The organism is Methylosinus sp. C49 (genome assembly GCF_009936375.1).
Taxonomy (GTDB): domain Bacteria; phylum Pseudomonadota; class Alphaproteobacteria; order Rhizobiales; family Beijerinckiaceae; genus Methylosinus.
Window position 1 is genome coordinate 1,887,415 of record NZ_AP022332.1, and the last position, 15,309, is coordinate 1,902,723.

Consider the following 15,309-nt stretch of genomic DNA (forward strand, 5'->3'; position numbering starts at 1 on the left):
TTTCCGCCGAGTCTTATTCGTGGAACCCGCCCCGTCCGGCTTCGCCGGCCGACCCTCCCCTAAAGGGGAGGGTGAGGCGCCCAATTCGGAGTTCACACGATCGCCCTGAAGGCCGTGGGCTCTGGCGCGCGGCGGCCTATTTCTCCGCGCATAGGGAGGAGGCCCCATGCCCAAAGGCCATGCGCCGCGTCTCGTCTTCTGGGTCGCGGTTCTGCTGTTCGTCCTCGCGGCGGCGCTGTCGCTCTTTTATTACCTGTCGCCGCGGGCGACCTTGCGCATCACCACAGGCCCGGCGATGTCGCCGGCCCAGCGCACCATATCGACCTTCATTCATGTCGTGTCCGGGACGCATCCTTTCCTCCGCGTGGAGGAGGTCCCGGTCGCCGATCTCGAGGCCAGCTCCAAGGCGCTCGAGGACCATAAGGTCAATCTCGCCATTGTGCGCACCGATGTCGCGGCGCCCTCCAATGGCCAGACCATCGCCATTCTGCGTCGCGACGTGGTGGCGATCGTGCTGCCGCATGGCTCGCCGATCAAGGACGCCGCCGGCCTCGCCCGCAAGACCATCGCCGTGCCGGAGGGTCCGCTGCAGGCGGAAAATCAGCATGCGCTCGACGATATCCTCGCCTATTTCGACGTCCCCGCGGCGAGCGTTAAGCGCCTCGTCCTGCCGCTCGGCGAGATCGGCCCCGCCCTGCGCGCGGGCCGTGCGGCGGCGGCGCTGGCGGTCGGGCCGATCGGGCCGGGGCAGGCGGTCGATGTCGTCGCCTCCATCGCCAAGGCGATGAAGAGCCCGCCCCAGCTCCTGGCGATGGAACAGGCGGACGCGCTGGTGAAGCGCTTCCCGGGCTTCGAATCTGTGGATATCCCCGAAGGCGCCTTCAAGGCGCATCCGCCCGTGCCCGACGATACGGTGAAGGGCCTCGCCGTCACCTATCGGCTGGTCGCGCCTTTCTCCATGCTCAATGTGGTGGCGGGCGCGATCGGCCGCTCCATTTTCAAGACCAAGGCCAAGCTCGCCGCCCTGTCGCCGGGCGGCGCACAGATCGAGGCGCCCGATCTCGACGCGCAGAACCCGCTGCTCCCCGTCCATCCCGGCGTCGCCGCCTATCTTTCGAGCGGCGATCAGAGCTTTTTCGATTCGCTCCAGCAATATTTCTACATTATCGGCATTCCGCTGAGCCTTTTGGGCTCGCTCGTCGCCGTGCTGCTCGGCCTATGGAACAATCGGCGCCTCGTGCAGGACCAAAATCGCGTCTTCCGCCTGCTGACCCTCGCAGACGAGGCGCTGACGGCCGACGGCGCCGGCCTCGAGCGAATCGAGACGGAGTTTCGCGGGCTCGTCGCCGATTGCGTCAACAAGCTCGCGGATGGCGAGACCGCGGCCGATCAATATCCCGTGTCCTCGCTCGCCATCGACCATGCGCGGCGCTCGATCGAGCGCAGGAAGGACGTTGCCGAGTGAGCCTACAATTCGCTGTCGTCATTCAAGAGTGGCCTGCTTTGTAGCCCACTCTGATAAAACATGAAGCCAGATATCTCTGGATATAATGCTGTTCGTTTCCCGCTATTAAACACCCGAATATTTCTGGATTTTTCACTTAATATACTCTTATGTATTTTATTGTAAGCTGGCTGATGGGCGTATATAAGTATTTCTTCAACAGCTGAAATCAGATTTTCATCTGGGCGTGAATACGTTTCGGGTAAATCCTCCCATGAAGCAAATTTTTGGACGGCGGCGGCATAAATATAAACGGAGTCCGGTTCATATTTTAGCCAATTTATCAAATGCTGTCCAATACGATTCATAACCGTATTTTTCTCTGTCTTACCAATATACAATGGCACATTTTTCCCGTACATCCCGTGGGTGCCACAAATTAGATAAATAACATATCCGTCAATATTAAAAGCAGATAGGTCTATCTCGTCTTTCCAATTTATTTCGATCGGGCCATCCCAATGGACGCTAATCTTTTGTTCATTGTCTATGTCATGGTGCATAACGGCGCTCCGACCAACGTAAAACGAGTTAATTTTAGCAGGCTGGAGCTACAAAGTCATCTGTCGCGGAAAAGGGTCTGCTGCTTCTAAATCAATAACTTAACTTGGCTGTGCGCTGAAGATTTCTGACGGATCTATCTCGAAGGACGTTGCGAAGTCGAAGGCCTTTTAATTTGGGTGACTTTCCTCAACGCCCCCGGCGGACCAAATCGAGGCGCCGTCAGGATTGCTGGAAGGAATTATATTTCCTAACCTCAAAGATTGTGATCGCCTTATTTTTTGGAGGGGATTCTGTCCATGCCTTTTTCGTCCCGAGATTTCACCTGCGCCTGCGGGCGCGTGCGCTGCGAGGTTGTCGGCGAGCCGATCGTCAGCGCCGTCTGCTATTGCACCGATTGCCAGGAGGGCGGCCGCAGGATCGAGGCTCTGCCCCATGCGCATCTCCTGCGCGATCCAGACGGCGGCACGCCTTATCTCACCTTTCGTGACGACCGTTTTCGCTGCGTCGCGGGCGAGGAGCTGCTCGAGGATCACCGGCTGAAGCCCGATTCGCCGACGCGCCGGGTGGTCGCCTCCTGCTGCAGCACGGGCATGTTCCTGAAATTCGATCCCGGCTTCTGGGTCTCCACCTATCGGCTGCGCTTTGCCGGCGATCTGCCGCCGATCGAGATGCGGACGAAGGTCGCGCGCCGGCGCTCGGCGCTGCCGCTGCCGCAGGATGCGCCGGCTTTCCGCGGCTTTCCGCTGCGGCTCTTCGGCCGGCTGATCGGGGCGCGGCTCGCCATGGCCTTCGGGCGATGGGCGGCAAACGCGGCCGCGGGCGTGAAACCTTTTGTGATCCGCGCTATGTTGTCGCGGGGAGGCGCGTCGGCGGCCGAGGCGCGACAAAAGATCGGGGAAAACTCGGGTGATCGAGGACCAGCGCGAAGCGTCCGGCCGGCGGCGGCTGAATGCGACACTCATCGATTTGATCATCCGGCTCGGCGCGCTCGGCGCGCTCGCCTATTGGTCTTTCCTGCTGGTGCGGCCCTTCGTCACCATCGTGACCTGGAGCGCCATTCTCGCCGTGGCGCTCTATCCCGTCTTCGAATGGATGACCGCGAGGCTCGGCGGCAGCCGGCGGCTGGCGGCGACCATCATCACCTTTTTGGGCCTGCTCTTCGTCATCGGGCCGGCGACCTGGCTCGGCCTCGGCGTCGTCGATGGGCTGCGCGCCCTCGCCGATCGAATCGACGCCGGCGGCGTCTGGGTGCCGCCGCCGCCCGAGACCTTGCGCACTTGGCCCTTCGTCGGCGAATCGGCGTACGAGTTCTGGGAGCTCGCCTCCACCAATCTGCGCAGCGCGCTGGCCCAGGCGCTGCCGCAGCTCAAGCCCTATGGCGAGATCGCGCTGGACGCGACCAAGAACGCCGGCGCCGGCGTGTTCAAATTCCTGATCTCGGTCATCATCGCCGGCTTTCTGTTCGCGCCCGGACCGGCGCTGGTGCGCGCGATCAAGACCGCGGTGACGCGCATCGATTCGAAGCGCGCCGAGCATTTCGTCGAGCTCTCCGGCTCGACGATCCGCACCGTCTCACGGGGCGTCATCGGCGTGTCGCTGCTGCAGGCGGCGATCGGCGGCCTCGGCCTGCAACTCGCCGGCGCGCCAGGCGCGAGCCTGCTGACCCTGTGCATATTGGTGCTCGCCATCGTCCAGATCGGGCCGCTGATGGTGGTGGTGCCCACCATCATCTGGGCCTGGACGGAGATGCAGACGCTGCCGGCTCTGCTCTTTACCTGCTGCATGTTGACGGTGACGCTGGTCGATAATGTGCTGAAGCCCATCGTCATCGCGCGCGGGCTCACGACGCCGCTGCTGGTCATTATCGTCGGCGTCATCGGCGGCGTGCTGGTGCATGGAATCATTGGCCTTTTCGTCGGCCCAGTGGTGCTCGCCGTCGCCTGGGAGCTGCTCAGCGCCTGGGCGAGGGACGGCAAGGGCGGCGCGCTCGTCGCGACGCCGGCGGAGGCCGCTCCCGAGCCGCGCGTGATCGAGCCGCCCGCCGCCGGATCGATCGTCCACGCCCCGGAGCGCTGAAGCGCGCGACGGAGCGAAAGGCAAGGTTCACAAATCAGCCGTACTCGATTAGGGTCCGGCGCGGATTTGCGCGTCCCGGCTTCGATCCCATATTGATGAGCGCCCGCTTCGCAAGCGGGCCTTTCGCTATCCGAGGTCCGCCGCGGCCTCTGAAGAAGGAACCACATGGCCAAGGAAGAACTGTTGGAGTTTCCCGGAGTCGTCACCGAGCTGCTGCCCAGCGCGATGTTTCGGGTCAAGCTCGAGAACGAGCACGAGATCATCGCCCATACGGCCGGAAAGATGCGCAAGAACCGCATCCGCGTGCTCACCGGGGACAAGGTTCTCGTGGAGATGACGCCCTATGATCTCACCAAAGGGCGGATTACCTATCGTTTCAAATAATTTCGATTTATGGCGGAGCCGATCGTCTTGACGTCCCATCCGACCGATACGCGGCCCAAGCTGGTGCTGGCCTCGGCCTCGCCCCGCAGGCTCGAGCTGCTCCAGCAGATCGGCCTCGACGCCGACGCGCTGTTGCCGACCGACATAGACGAGACTCCGCAGCGCAACGAGCTGCCGCGCAGCCTCGCCCAGCGTCTCGCCGGCGAGAAGGCTGCGGCGGCCATAAAGATAAGGGCCTATCAGCCCCAGCTCGAGGGCAGCTATGTGCTCGCGGCCGACACTGTGGTGGCGGTCGGCCGGCGAATCCTGCCCAAATGCGAGGACATAGAGCAGGCGGAAGATTGCCTGCGCTTGCTCTCGGGCCGCCAGCACCGGGTTTTTACGGGCGTCACTCTGATCACCCCGCGCGGGGCCGAGCGCCGCCGTCTCGTCGAATCGCGCCTGCGCTTCAAGCGCCTTTCCTCGACCGAGATCGACGCCTATCTCGCGTCCGGCGAATGGCGCGGCAAGGCGGGCGGCTATGCGATTCAGGGACTGGCGGGCGCTTTCGCGGTGCGGCTCATCGGCTCTTATTCGGCCGTCGTCGGTCTGCCGCTCTATGAGACCGCCGCTCTGCTGGCCGGGGAGGGCTATCCGGTGCTGACCCCCTGGTTCGAGCGGGCGTGAGCGCTCACCCGCCGATATAGATGCGCTCGTAGCGCCGGCCGAGCCGCGTCAAAATCTCATAGCCGATCGTTCCGCAGCGCAGCGCCAGCTCGTCGACGCCGATCGTCTCGCCCAAAAGCTCCGCCGTCTGGCCGCGATAGACGGCGCCTTCGGGGACGTCGGTCACATCCAGCATGACGAAGTCCATCGACACGCGGCCGACGATCGGGCAGCGTCGCCCGGCGACGATCGCCTCCGGGGCCGGCCGGCCCGCCCCGCCGATGGCGGCCGGAAAGCCGTCGCCATAGCCGAGGCCGAGCGTCGCCAGCCTTGTCGGCCGCGACGCCGTCCACACGCCGTCATAGCCGACGCTCTCGCCGGCCTCGATCCAGCGCGTCGCCAGAATCGGCGCCTCGAGCCGGGCGACGGCTCGCATCGGATTGGGCGCCGCCGGCGTCGGATTGCCGCCGTAGAGGGCGTAGCCGGGGCGCAGAAGATCGTAATGCGGCTTCTGCTCCAGGAAGATTCCCGAGGAATTGCTGAGCGAGGCCGGCACGCCGGGGAAGGCGCGCCGCGCCGTCTCGAAAGCGGCGATCTGCCCCGCGTTGCGCGGGTCCTCGGCCCATTGCGCGCAGACGAAATGGCTCATCGTCAGAGTGAGGTCGATATCCTGCGCCGCCAAGGCCGCGCCCTCGGCGTCGCGCAGCGAGAGTCCCAGCCGATTCATGCCGGTGTCGAATTGCAGCGCGGCCGGCAGGCGGCGGCCGATGGAGCGGCCGAACGCCGCCCAATCACGGATTTCCTCCAGCGAGGCCAGAACCGGGCGCAGCCGCGCGGCGGCGAGCGCGCGGGCGCCGCCGGGCGGCAATCCCTCGAGCACATAGACGATCGCCCGCGGGGCGACGGCGCGAATGCGCTCGCCTTCTCCGGCGGTGGCGACGAAAAAAGTGCGGCAGCCGGCGGCGGCCAGCGCCCGCACGGCGGGCTCGGCGCCGAGGCCATAGGCGTCGGCCTTGACCACGGCCGCACATTCGCTCGCGCTCGCGCAAGCGGCGAGCCGACGCCAATTGGCGACGAGGGCGGCAAGGTCGATGGTGAGCGTCGCCCCCGCGCGCGCCTCGGCGGGGGCGGTCTCATTCAGGGGCGCTCGGGCCGAACGGTCGAATCTCATGAGGCAATATTCTAGCGCCGGAGCATGGCGTTCGCATGGCCAATAGCATGCGCCATGCCCCGGCGTCGTTAATTTTGGCGATTTGCCGCGTCGAGCGCGTCAGCGGCGGGGCAAATTCGCGCCCGAATCGACCATCGGCCGCGGCGCAGGCGTCCCGAGGCGGGCCGTCGGATCGGCCGGGGGCCGCGGCGCGCCGAGGCGGACGGCCGGATCGGGCCGGGGCGCCCCCAGCGAGATGCGCACGAGATCGGCGACGCTCTTGACGCGCATCTTGGTCATGATGTGCGAGCGATGCGTCTCCACCGTGCGGGCGCTGATGCCGAGCTCATGGGCGATGACCTTGTTGAGCTTGCCCTCGACGAGGCCGGCGAGCACGTCGTTCTCGCGATTGGTGAGCGTGGCGAGCCGGCCGGGCGTGGTCCGCGCGCGGCCGCGATAGGCGCGGTGGTCGACGCGGCGGGTCAGCGCCTGTTGCACCGAGGCGAGCAGCTTCGCCTCATTGACGGGCAATTCGAGCAGATCGAACGCGCCTTCCTTCATCACCTGGATCGCGCCGCGAACATTGGCTTGCGCGGTGATGACGATGATCGGCAATTCGATCCGCCGCGCCTTGGCGTCTCTCAATAGTTCGATCCCGATCATATCGGGCATGTCCACATAGATGATGACGCAGCCTCGACTGTCGGTCTCGGCGGCTTCGAAGAAGCGTCCCGCGTCCTCATGGAGGCGGAGGTGAAAATCCGCCTTGTCCAGGGCGCTCGTCAGAGACGAGCGGATGATCGGATCGACGTTCAAGATATGGATGGTTTCACTGTAATTCATGAATCGCTCGCGAGATGAGTTGACGAAAAAGTCATTCGACGAGACCAGCGAACTCAAGCCGCCGACAAAATAGTCGGCAGTCCGACGTCACGGCAACACGACGCTTACTCGGGGCGCCGACGCAACATTACGAACACTCGAGCACGCAGACCAACCATGACGCTCAACGCTACTCGACACGTCCGCAGCCGGTGGAGAAAAAGCCGGCTCCGAACGACGATGCGCCGGCTGGTCCCGGGCAACGTCGGCGGACGCATGTTAACAGATCGTAACGCACGCGCCACGTTTTTCGACTCGAATCCTACGCATCGGCGCATCGATTGCGTCGGGCGTCGCGACGCGTTACGTAAGTCATGCGTCCTTTCGCCGCTATGCACGAGTCGCGAAATGCTCGGAGCCTTATGTCGGGTACGTGTGTTGCAGCGGCGACGCGATTGAATTATCAGTCCTAGCCGAGCCTCGAGCGGAGAGAAACCTAAAATGGCCGACGCCGATCCCGTGAGCGAGAGCCTCGCCGCCGCGCGGCCGCTCTCTCCACATCTGACGATCTACAAGCCGATCCTCACGATGGTGATGTCGATCGCGCATCGCATCACTGGCGCAGCGCTCTATGTCGGCGCGCTTCTGCTCGCGCTCTATCTCTTCGGATTGGCGCTCGGTCCGTCGGCCTTCGACGCTGTGTCCTGGATCGTCAATTCGCTCGTCGGGCGAGTCTTCGTGCTGCTGTTCAGCTGGGCGCTGTTTCATCATCTGCTCGGCGGCGTGCGTCACGCGATATGGGACCGCGGCCTCTATCTCGATCGCGATGGCCGCGAGCTGCTGGCCAAGGCGACCTTGGGCGGCGGCGTGGCGCTGACAGCGCTTTTGTGGATCGCATCCTCGCTCTTCGGCTGAGACTGCGGCGGCGCTTATCGCGCTATAATCGAACTAGATCGATGGAGAAACCGATATGTCGAGATTTGAGAGCGGCCGCAGCGGCAAGGGAGACGCTTTCGTCTCTGATCGCTCCGGCTCGCTGCATGCGCTCGCCATGCGTCACAGCGCGCGCGCTCTGGCGCCGCTCGCTCTGCTCTCGATCTGGTATCTCGTCGGCCTCGTCGGCAAACCCTATGAGGCCGCGCGCGCCGAGATCGGCAAGCCGCTGCCGGCGATAGCGCTCATCGCCTTCATCGTCGTCGTCGCCTATCACGCGCGGCTCGGCGTGGAGAACATCATCGAGGATTATGTTCACGACGAAGTGCTGAAGGCGAAGGCGCTCATCGTCAACAAATGGCTGGTGATCGCGATCGCCGCGATCTGGACGCTCGCCATAATGATCATCGCCGCGCCGCGCTGACGCGCGTTCACGCTCGGGCGCTCTTTATCGACGAGGATTGGGAATGGCTGCGAACGGCAAGACGACGGTGAATATCGGGGGCAGGGCCTATCCGATCGTCGATCATACATTCGACGTCGTCGTCGTCGGCGCCGGCGGCGCGGGACTGCGCGCCGTCGTCGGCTGCGCCAAGGCGGGGCTGAAGGCCGCTTGCATCACCAAAGTATTTCCGACGCGTTCGCATACGGTCGCAGCGCAGGGCGGCGTCGCCGCGGCGCTGGCCAATATGGGGCCGGACGATTGGAAATGGCATATGTACGACACCGTCAAGGGCTCCGACTGGCTCGGAGACCAGGACGCGATCGAATATCTCTGCCGCAACGCGCCGCAAGCCGTCTATGAGCTCGAGCATTGGGGCGTGCCTTTCTCGCGCACCGAGGATGGACGCATCTATCAGCGGCCCTTCGGCGGCATGACGACGGATTACGGCAGAGGCCCGCCCGCGCAGCGCACTTGCGCCGCCGCCGACCGCACCGGCCATGCGATGCTGCATACGCTCTATGGCCAGGCGCTGCGTCACGACACGGAATTCTTCGTCGAATATTTCGCCATCGATCTCATCGTCGACGCGGAGGGCGCCGTGCGCGGCGTCGTGTGCCTCAAGCTCGACGACGGCACGATCCATCGTTTTCGCGCCGCGCTCACCGTGCTGGCGACGGGCGGCTATGGCCGCACCTATCTCTCCGCGACCTCGGCGCATACTTGCACGGGCGATGGCGGCGGCATGGCGCTGCGCGCCGGCCTGCCGTTGCAGGATATGGAATTCGTGCAATTCCATCCGACCGGCATTTATGGCGCGGGCTGTCTCATCACCGAGGGCGCGCGCGGCGAGGGCGGATATCTCACCAATAGCGAGGGCGAGCGCTTCATGGAGCGCTATGCGCCGTCCGTGAAAGATCTCGCGCCGCGCGACATGGTCTCGCGCGCGATGACGGTGGAGATTCGCGAGGGCCGCGGCGTCGGCAAATTCAAGGATCACATCCATCTGCATCTCGAGCATTTGGACCCTGCGATCCTGCACGAGCGCCTGCCGGGCATTTCCGAGAGCGCGAAGATTTTCGCCGGCGTCGATGTGACGCGCGAGCCCATTCCGGTGCTGCCGACCGTGCATTACAACATGGGCGGCATACCGACGAATTTTCACGGCGAGGCGCTGCGCCGCGTCGGCGCCGATCCCGATGTGGTGGTGCCGGGCCTGATGGCGATCGGCGAGGCGGCTTGCGTCTCCGTGCATGGCGCCAATCGCCTCGGCTCCAATTCGCTGGTCGATCTCGTCGTCTTCGGCCGCGCCGCCGGCCAGCGCGCCGCCGAGCTGGTGAAGCCGGGGCAGACGCAGCCGGAGCTGCCCGCCGATTCCGCCGAGCTCGCGCTGTCGCGTCTCGATGCGCGCCGCTTCGCCTCCGGCGCGATCGCGACGGCCGATCTTCGGCTCGAGATGCAGCGCGTGATGCAGTCGCATTGCGCCGTCTATCGCGCCGGCGAGGTGCTGGATGAGGGATCGCAGGCGATCCATTCGGTGTGGAAGAAGAGCGACGACGTCAAGGTTTCGGACCGCTCGCTGATCTGGAACTCCGATCTCGTCGAGACGCTGGAATATGACAATCTCATCGTGCAGGCGGTGGTGACGATGGATTCGGCGAAGAACCGCACCGAATCCCGCGGCGCCCACGCCCGCGAGGATTTTCCTAACCGCGACGACGCCGATTGGATGAAGCACACGCTCTCGACGATCGACGAGGCGGGCAAGAGCGTCGCGATCGATTATCGCCCGGTGCACAGCTACACGCTGTCCAATGAGGTGGCTTATATCGAGCCGAAGGCGCGGGTGTATTGAGGGCGGGGTAGGGCTTGGTCGAGGAAGAGCTGCATGAGCGCGATCACCATCCAAACCATCAGGGCTGAAACGATCGCCCGTATCGAGGAGCTCGCCGTGCTCCATCATCGCACCGTCGAAGAGGAGGCTGCGGCAATTCTCGAGACGGCGGTCTCGGATCGCGCGGCGCGCCTCGCGGCGATCGATCGCATCGCCGCCATGACCCCGAAAGGCGTAGCCCAGAGCGACAGCACCACTATTATCCGGGAGGCGCGCGACCAGTGGTGATCATCGACGCGAGCGTCGCGGTAAAATGGTATGTCGCCGAAACTCAGCACGCGCAGGCGCGCGAGATTTTAGCGGCGGACGATGAACTGCTCGCCGCGCCGGATTCGATTTTCACCGAGGTCGCGAACACGCTTCGGCGAAAAGTCACGGAAGGAACAGTTACGAGAGAGCAGGCGTTCGAAGCATTGGAAGACCTTCCGCGCTGCTTTTCTCTGCTCGTGCCGTCCCGCGCAAGTTGGCGCGCCGCTTTTGATTTGGCCCTAAATCTCGGTCATCCCTTTCCTGATTGCGTGTATCTCGCCTGCGCCACTATGAACGATGCGAGATTGGTGACCGACGATCGCAAATTTCTGGAAAAGGCCGCCGCAAACGGGCACAAGAGCCGTATCGTCCTCCTCGCGGATTGGAAACCGCGAATGGCCGGCGGCGAGAATGCGAGCTGAAGACAATGGTCGAATTCGTCCTTCCCAAATCCTCCCGCCCCGTCGAGGGCAAGGTCTGGCCGCGGCCCGAGGGCGCGAGCCGGGTGAGGGAGTTCCGCATCTATCGCTTCGACCCCGATGAGGCGTCGAACCCGCGCGTGGACACTTATTACGTTGATCTCGACGATTGCGGGCCGATGGTTCTCGACGCGATCATCTGGATCAAGAACAAGATCGATCCAACGCTCACCTTCCGCCGTTCCTGCCGCGAGGGCATTTGCGGCTCCTGCGCGATGAATATCGACGGGCTCAACACGCTCGCCTGCACCAAGGGAATGGACGAGATCGAGGGGGCGATAAAGCTCTATCCCCTGCCGCACATGCCGGTGGTGAAGGATCTCGTGCCCGATCTCAGCGATTTCTACGCCCAGCACGCCGCGATCGAGCCCTGGCTGCAGACGGTGACGCCGGAGCCGGAGAAGGAATGGCTGCAGGCGCCGGACGATCGCCGCAAGCTCGACGGGCTCTATGAGTGCATTCTCTGCGCCTGCTGCTCCACCTCCTGCCCGAGCTATTGGTGGAATTCCGATCGCTTCCTCGGCCCGGCGGCGCTGCTGCAGGCCTATCGCTGGGTGGTGGACAGTCGCGACGAGTCGACGGCCGAGCGCGTCGCCTATGTCGACGACGCTTTCCGCCTCTATCGCTGCCACACGATTCTGAACTGCTCCAACGCCTGCCCGAAGAGCCTGCTGCCGGGGACCGCCATCGCCGAGCTCAAAAATCTGGCCATCGCGCAAACGACCGGCGAGTGAGGAAAACGGAGCCGGCGCCGTAATGGCGCCTGTTTTTGTGCGCAATCTTCGCCTCGGGATCGCCGGAACTTGTCTTTTTTCCGGCCGGGGAGCATTTTGGAGCTGATGCTCGAGGAGTAGCCGCCATGCGATCGCGCCCGCTTCTTCTGGTCGCCGCTATTTTCGCCTTTTCGTCCGCGCTGCCGCTGTCCGCGGGGGCGGAGGACGCACTCGACCCCAGCCGGCTGGACACGTCCGCCGCTGGAGCCGCCAAGGCGAATCCGAGGAAAAACAAACAGCAGCAGACGACGGCCGGTCAGCCGACCGCGCCCGGCAAGCCGCCGGCGAAGGTCGAGAACCGCCAATTCGGCGAGCTCGAGGGCTGGTCGCCGGGCAAATCTCCGCCCAAGAAGAAAGACAAAGAGGACGAAGGCTCGCGTTTCGGCAAGGCGCCGGTGAGCATGGGCAATAACGGCAATATGTCTGTCGGCATGCCCTTCTGAAGTCCGTCTGCCGCGGCGCCCGCCGCCGTGGCCGAGTTGCGAGATCGATGCGAAGCCGCTCCGTGGCCGAAGGGTCAGCCGGGCCGCTTCGCTATTCTCGTCCATTCCCTCGACAAAAGGCGCGCCCGCCGTCATAAGCGGGCAAAAGGAGTTCCATCCCATGGGTTACAAGGTCGCCGTCGCGGGCGCCACGGGCAATGTGGGCCGCGAGATGCTCGACATTCTGGCGGAGCGCCGCTTTCCGGTCTCGGAAGTGGTCGCGCTGGCTTCGTCCCGCTCCATCGGGACGGAAGTGTCGTTCGGCGACAAGATTCTCAAATGCCGCCATCTCGACACTTATGATTTCTCGGACACGGACATTTGTCTGATGTCGGCGGGCGGCGACGTCGCGCGCGAATGGGCGCCGCGCATCGGCGCGAAGGGCTGCGTCGTCATCGACAACAGCTCCGCCTGGCGCATGGACCCGGACGTTCCGCTGGTGGTGCCGGAGGTCAATGCGGACGCCGCGGCGGGCTTCACGAAAAAGCACATCATCGCCAATCCCAATTGCTCCACCGCGCAACTGGTCGTGGCGCTGAAGCCGCTGCATGACGCCGCCAAGATCAAGCGCGTCGTCGTCTCCACCTATCAATCCGTCTCTGGCGCGGGCAAGGAGGGCATGGACGAGCTGTTCTCGCAGACGCGCTCCGTCTTCGTCTCCGATCCGCTGGAATCGAAGAAATTCCCCAAGCGCATCGCCTTCAACCTCATTCCGCAGATCGACGTCTTCATGGAAGACGGCTTCACCAAGGAAGAGTGGAAGATGGTGGTGGAGACGAAGAAGATTTTGGACCCCAAGATCAAGCTCGTCGCCACTTGCGTGCGCGTGCCGGTGTTCATCGGCCATAGCGAGGCGATCAATATCGAGTTCGAGAATCCGCTGTCGCCGGACGAGGCGCGCGACATTCTGCGCGAGGCGCCCGGCGTGCTGGTCATCGACAAGCACGAGCCCGGCGGCTACATCACGCCGCACGAGGCGGCGGGCGAGGACGCGACCTATATCTCGCGCATTCGCGACGATCCGACCGTCGAGAACGGCCTCGTCCTGTGGTGCGTCTCCGACAATCTGCGCAAGGGCGCGGCGCTGAACGCGGTGCAGATCGCCGAAGTGCTGGCGAACCGCAAGCTCATCACGCCGAAGCAGAAGGCGGCTTGAAGGCGCGGCTCTTGCGCGCGACGAGCGTGGGAGCCTCGATCTTCGAGGCGACGGCGTCGGGCGCGAGCGCTCGCGTCGCCTCGTCGACGCTGCGAAACAAGCGTCCTTCGCCGAGCGTCTTCATCACGCCGAAGCGCGTCAGCGCCTCATGCGCGCGCACCGATTCCAGCCGCGCTATGGCGAAATCTGCGCCCGCAGCGCGGCAATCCTCGATCGCCTGCCGCAATATGCGCGCCGCCGTATAATCGATCTCGACGATATTGCTCGCCTCCAGCACGACGAGCTTCGGCTTCTCGCTCTCTATCGCCTCGCGCAAATCGCTCTGGAAACCATAGGCGTTGAGAAATGAGAGCGGCGCCTGAAAGGCCGCGACCAGAACGCCCTTCAAGCGCTCGCCGCAAGGCTCCGAAGCGCCGGCGGCGCAAGGCCACCAGATCGAGCTGCCCGGCAGGCGCGCGAAAGTGATGAGACGCGAGCGCGTCGTCGTCCAGACGCCATGCAGCAGCGACGCCAGAATGGAGAGCGACACGCCATTCTGCACCGGCAGCGCGACGACGGCCGCCATGGTCAGCGCGACCAGCGCGAACTCGCCTCGCGTCTTGGAATAAACGTCGCGCATCACATGCAGGCGGAAGATGCGCGCCGCGATGAACATCAGCACGCCGGCGAGCGCGGCGTTGGGCACATGCTCGAGCAAGGAGGCGCCGAACAGCAGCAGCGCGGCTATGACCAGCGCCGCGACGATCGACGAGAGCTGCGAGCGCCCGCCGGTTGCGGAGACGATCGCCGTGCGCGGCGGCGAGGCGTCGACGGCGAAGGCGCCGACCAGCCCCGCCAGCAGACAGCCCGCGCCGACGCCGAGATAGTCGCGATCGACATCCGGGGCGCGGCCTTCCTCATTGGGAAAGGAGCGCGAGGTCGCCGCCGTCTGCACCATGATCACCATGGCGATGATGATGGCGAGGCCGACGATATGCGGAATGTCGGCGGCCGCGATCTCGGGAAAGCGCGGATGCGGAAATTCCGCCGAGACCTTGCCGAGCACGGCGACGCCGCGCTCCTCGAGACGAAAATGCTGTACGGCGAAAGCGGCGCCGGCGAGCGCGATCAGCGCGGCCGGCAGCTTGGGGCTGATCTTCTCGCCGATGACAATGGCCGCGAGCGCGCCGAGGCCGATGGCGATCGCCGCGGGATTGGCCTCGCGCCAATGCTTCGCCATTTCGGCGACGCGATAGAATTCGCTGCCTTCGACGCTCGGCAGGCCGATGAGCGCGGGCAGCTGCGAGATGAAGATGTGAATGGAGATGCCGGCGAGAAAGCCGGTCGTCACCGGAACGGAGAGGAGATCGGCGACCCAGCCGGCGCGCAGCAGAAAGCCGAGAATGAGAATGCCGCCGACCAGCAGAGCGAGAAAGGAGGCGAGCGCCATGAATTGCGGCGAGCCGCGCGTCGCCAGCAGCGCGAGAGCGCCTGCGAAGATCGGCGCGATCGTCGAATCCGCCCCGGAGGAGAGGAAGCGGCTGGAGCCGAAAGCCGCGAAGGCGAGCGAGCCGGCAAGAAAGGCGAAAAAGCCGATCTGCGGCGGAAACCCGGCGAGCCGCGCGGTCGCCATCTGTTCCGGTATGGCGATGGCCGCCAGCGTGAGCCCGGCCGCGACGTCATAGCGCAGCATGGCTTGCGGCAGGGAGGGAAAGAATGGCCAGGAGCGTTGCCGCCGAGACGGGTTTTGCTGAGACATGGACGAAATCCGGGGCGAGCCTCCCCCCGAATCTAGGGCGTGACGCTCGCTCTTCAGCGTTCCGTTGAGATGAGATCG

Annotated in this window: 17 protein-coding genes; 12 read left to right on the forward strand and 5 right to left on the reverse strand. The window is 64.5% G+C overall.

Annotated elements, in window-relative coordinates:
* The first annotated feature begins 166 nt into the window (after positions 1 to 166).
* Positions 167 to 1,465, forward strand: a complete 1,299-nt coding sequence (locus tag GYH34_RS09125; protein ID WP_161913304.1) for a TAXI family TRAP transporter solute-binding subunit — start codon at positions 167 to 169, stop codon at positions 1,463 to 1,465.
* 2 nt (positions 1,466 to 1,467) lie between these two features.
* On the opposite strand, the gene GYH34_RS09130 is transcribed toward GYH34_RS09125, so the two are convergent.
* Positions 1,468 to 2,007 (reverse strand): hypothetical protein, encoded by a 540-nt coding sequence (locus tag GYH34_RS09130; RefSeq protein ID WP_161913305.1) that lies wholly within the window; start codon positions 2,005 to 2,007, stop codon positions 1,468 to 1,470.
* A gap of 168 nt (positions 2,008 to 2,175) precedes the next feature.
* Positions 2,176 to 2,982: a hypothetical protein gene (locus GYH34_RS09135; RefSeq protein WP_161913306.1), complete on the reverse strand. Its 807-nt coding sequence runs from the start codon at positions 2,980 to 2,982 to the stop codon at positions 2,176 to 2,178.
* Between GYH34_RS09135 and GYH34_RS09140 the strand changes: the two genes are divergently transcribed.
* The 3 genes from GYH34_RS09140 to GYH34_RS09150 all read left to right on the forward strand — a co-directional run bounded on the left by GYH34_RS09140 (position 2,975) and on the right by GYH34_RS09150 (position 5,134).
* Positions 2,975 to 4,084 carry an AI-2E family transporter gene (locus GYH34_RS09140; protein ID WP_348983916.1) on the forward strand — a complete coding sequence of 370 codons (1,110 nt, stop codon included), beginning with the start codon at positions 2,975 to 2,977 and terminating at the stop codon, positions 4,082 to 4,084. The genes GYH34_RS09135 and GYH34_RS09140 overlap by 8 nt on opposite strands.
* Positions 4,085 to 4,249: 165 nt before the next feature.
* Positions 4,250 to 4,468: a translation initiation factor IF-1 gene (infA, locus tag GYH34_RS09145; protein WP_018266249.1), complete on the forward strand. Its 219-nt coding sequence runs from the start codon at positions 4,250 to 4,252 to the stop codon at positions 4,466 to 4,468.
* 9 nt (positions 4,469 to 4,477) lie between these two features.
* On the forward strand, positions 4,478 to 5,134 hold the full coding sequence (locus GYH34_RS09150; protein WP_026599049.1) for a Maf-like protein: 657 nt from the start codon (positions 4,478 to 4,480) through the stop codon (positions 5,132 to 5,134).
* 4 nt (positions 5,135 to 5,138) lie between these two features.
* Here GYH34_RS09150 and alr read toward each other — a convergent pair whose 3' ends face one another.
* The gene (gene alr / locus GYH34_RS09155) at positions 5,139 to 6,284 is read right to left on the reverse strand and encodes an alanine racemase (RefSeq protein WP_174242387.1); all 1,146 of its coding nucleotides are present in this window, start codon (positions 6,282 to 6,284) and stop codon (positions 5,139 to 5,141) included.
* 99 nt (positions 6,285 to 6,383) lie between these two features.
* Complete coding sequence (locus GYH34_RS09160) at positions 6,384 to 7,106, reverse strand: LuxR C-terminal-related transcriptional regulator (RefSeq protein ID WP_161913308.1); 723 nt, start codon at positions 7,104 to 7,106, stop codon at positions 6,384 to 6,386.
* Between the two features lie 480 nt (positions 7,107 to 7,586).
* Between GYH34_RS09160 and sdhC the strand changes: the two genes are divergently transcribed.
* From sdhC to GYH34_RS09200, 8 genes are all read left to right on the forward strand, one after another.
* Positions 7,587 to 8,000, forward strand: coding sequence for a succinate dehydrogenase, cytochrome b556 subunit (sdhC, locus tag GYH34_RS09165; RefSeq protein WP_161913309.1), 414 nt, complete (start codon positions 7,587 to 7,589; stop codon positions 7,998 to 8,000).
* Positions 8,001 to 8,055: 55 nt separating this feature from the next.
* Positions 8,056 to 8,442, forward strand: a complete 387-nt coding sequence (gene sdhD / locus GYH34_RS09170; RefSeq protein WP_161913310.1) for a succinate dehydrogenase, hydrophobic membrane anchor protein — start codon at positions 8,056 to 8,058, stop codon at positions 8,440 to 8,442.
* Positions 8,443 to 8,485: 43 nt separating this feature from the next.
* On the forward strand, positions 8,486 to 10,315 hold the full coding sequence (sdhA, locus tag GYH34_RS09175) for a succinate dehydrogenase flavoprotein subunit (RefSeq protein WP_161913311.1): 1,830 nt from the start codon (positions 8,486 to 8,488) through the stop codon (positions 10,313 to 10,315).
* A gap of 33 nt (positions 10,316 to 10,348) precedes the next feature.
* Positions 10,349 to 10,582: a hypothetical protein gene (locus GYH34_RS09180; RefSeq protein WP_024880601.1), complete on the forward strand. Its 234-nt coding sequence runs from the start codon at positions 10,349 to 10,351 to the stop codon at positions 10,580 to 10,582.
* Entirely contained in the window at positions 10,576 to 11,025 is a 450-nt protein-coding gene (locus tag GYH34_RS09185) for a type II toxin-antitoxin system VapC family toxin (RefSeq protein WP_161913312.1), read from the forward strand. Before GYH34_RS09180 ends, GYH34_RS09185 begins: the two co-directional genes overlap by 7 nt.
* Positions 11,026 to 11,030: 5 nt before the next feature.
* Positions 11,031 to 11,816: a succinate dehydrogenase iron-sulfur subunit gene (locus tag GYH34_RS09190; RefSeq protein ID WP_161913313.1), complete on the forward strand. Its 786-nt coding sequence runs from the start codon at positions 11,031 to 11,033 to the stop codon at positions 11,814 to 11,816.
* Positions 11,817 to 11,851: 35 nt separating this feature from the next.
* A complete protein-coding gene (locus GYH34_RS09195; RefSeq protein ID WP_244635336.1) occupies positions 11,852 to 12,298 on the forward strand; it encodes a hypothetical protein in 447 nt (148 codons plus the stop codon).
* Between the two features lie 160 nt (positions 12,299 to 12,458).
* The gene (locus GYH34_RS09200; RefSeq protein ID WP_161913314.1) at positions 12,459 to 13,493 is read left to right on the forward strand and encodes an aspartate-semialdehyde dehydrogenase; all 1,035 of its coding nucleotides are present in this window, start codon (positions 12,459 to 12,461) and stop codon (positions 13,491 to 13,493) included.
* Here the strand turns inward: GYH34_RS09200 and GYH34_RS09205 are convergent.
* Entirely contained in the window at positions 13,468 to 15,231 is a 1,764-nt protein-coding gene (locus GYH34_RS09205) for a SulP family inorganic anion transporter (protein WP_244635337.1), read from the reverse strand. The two genes, GYH34_RS09200 and GYH34_RS09205, sit on opposite strands and share 26 nt — an antisense overlap.
* Between the last annotated feature and the right edge of the window lie 78 nt (positions 15,232 to 15,309).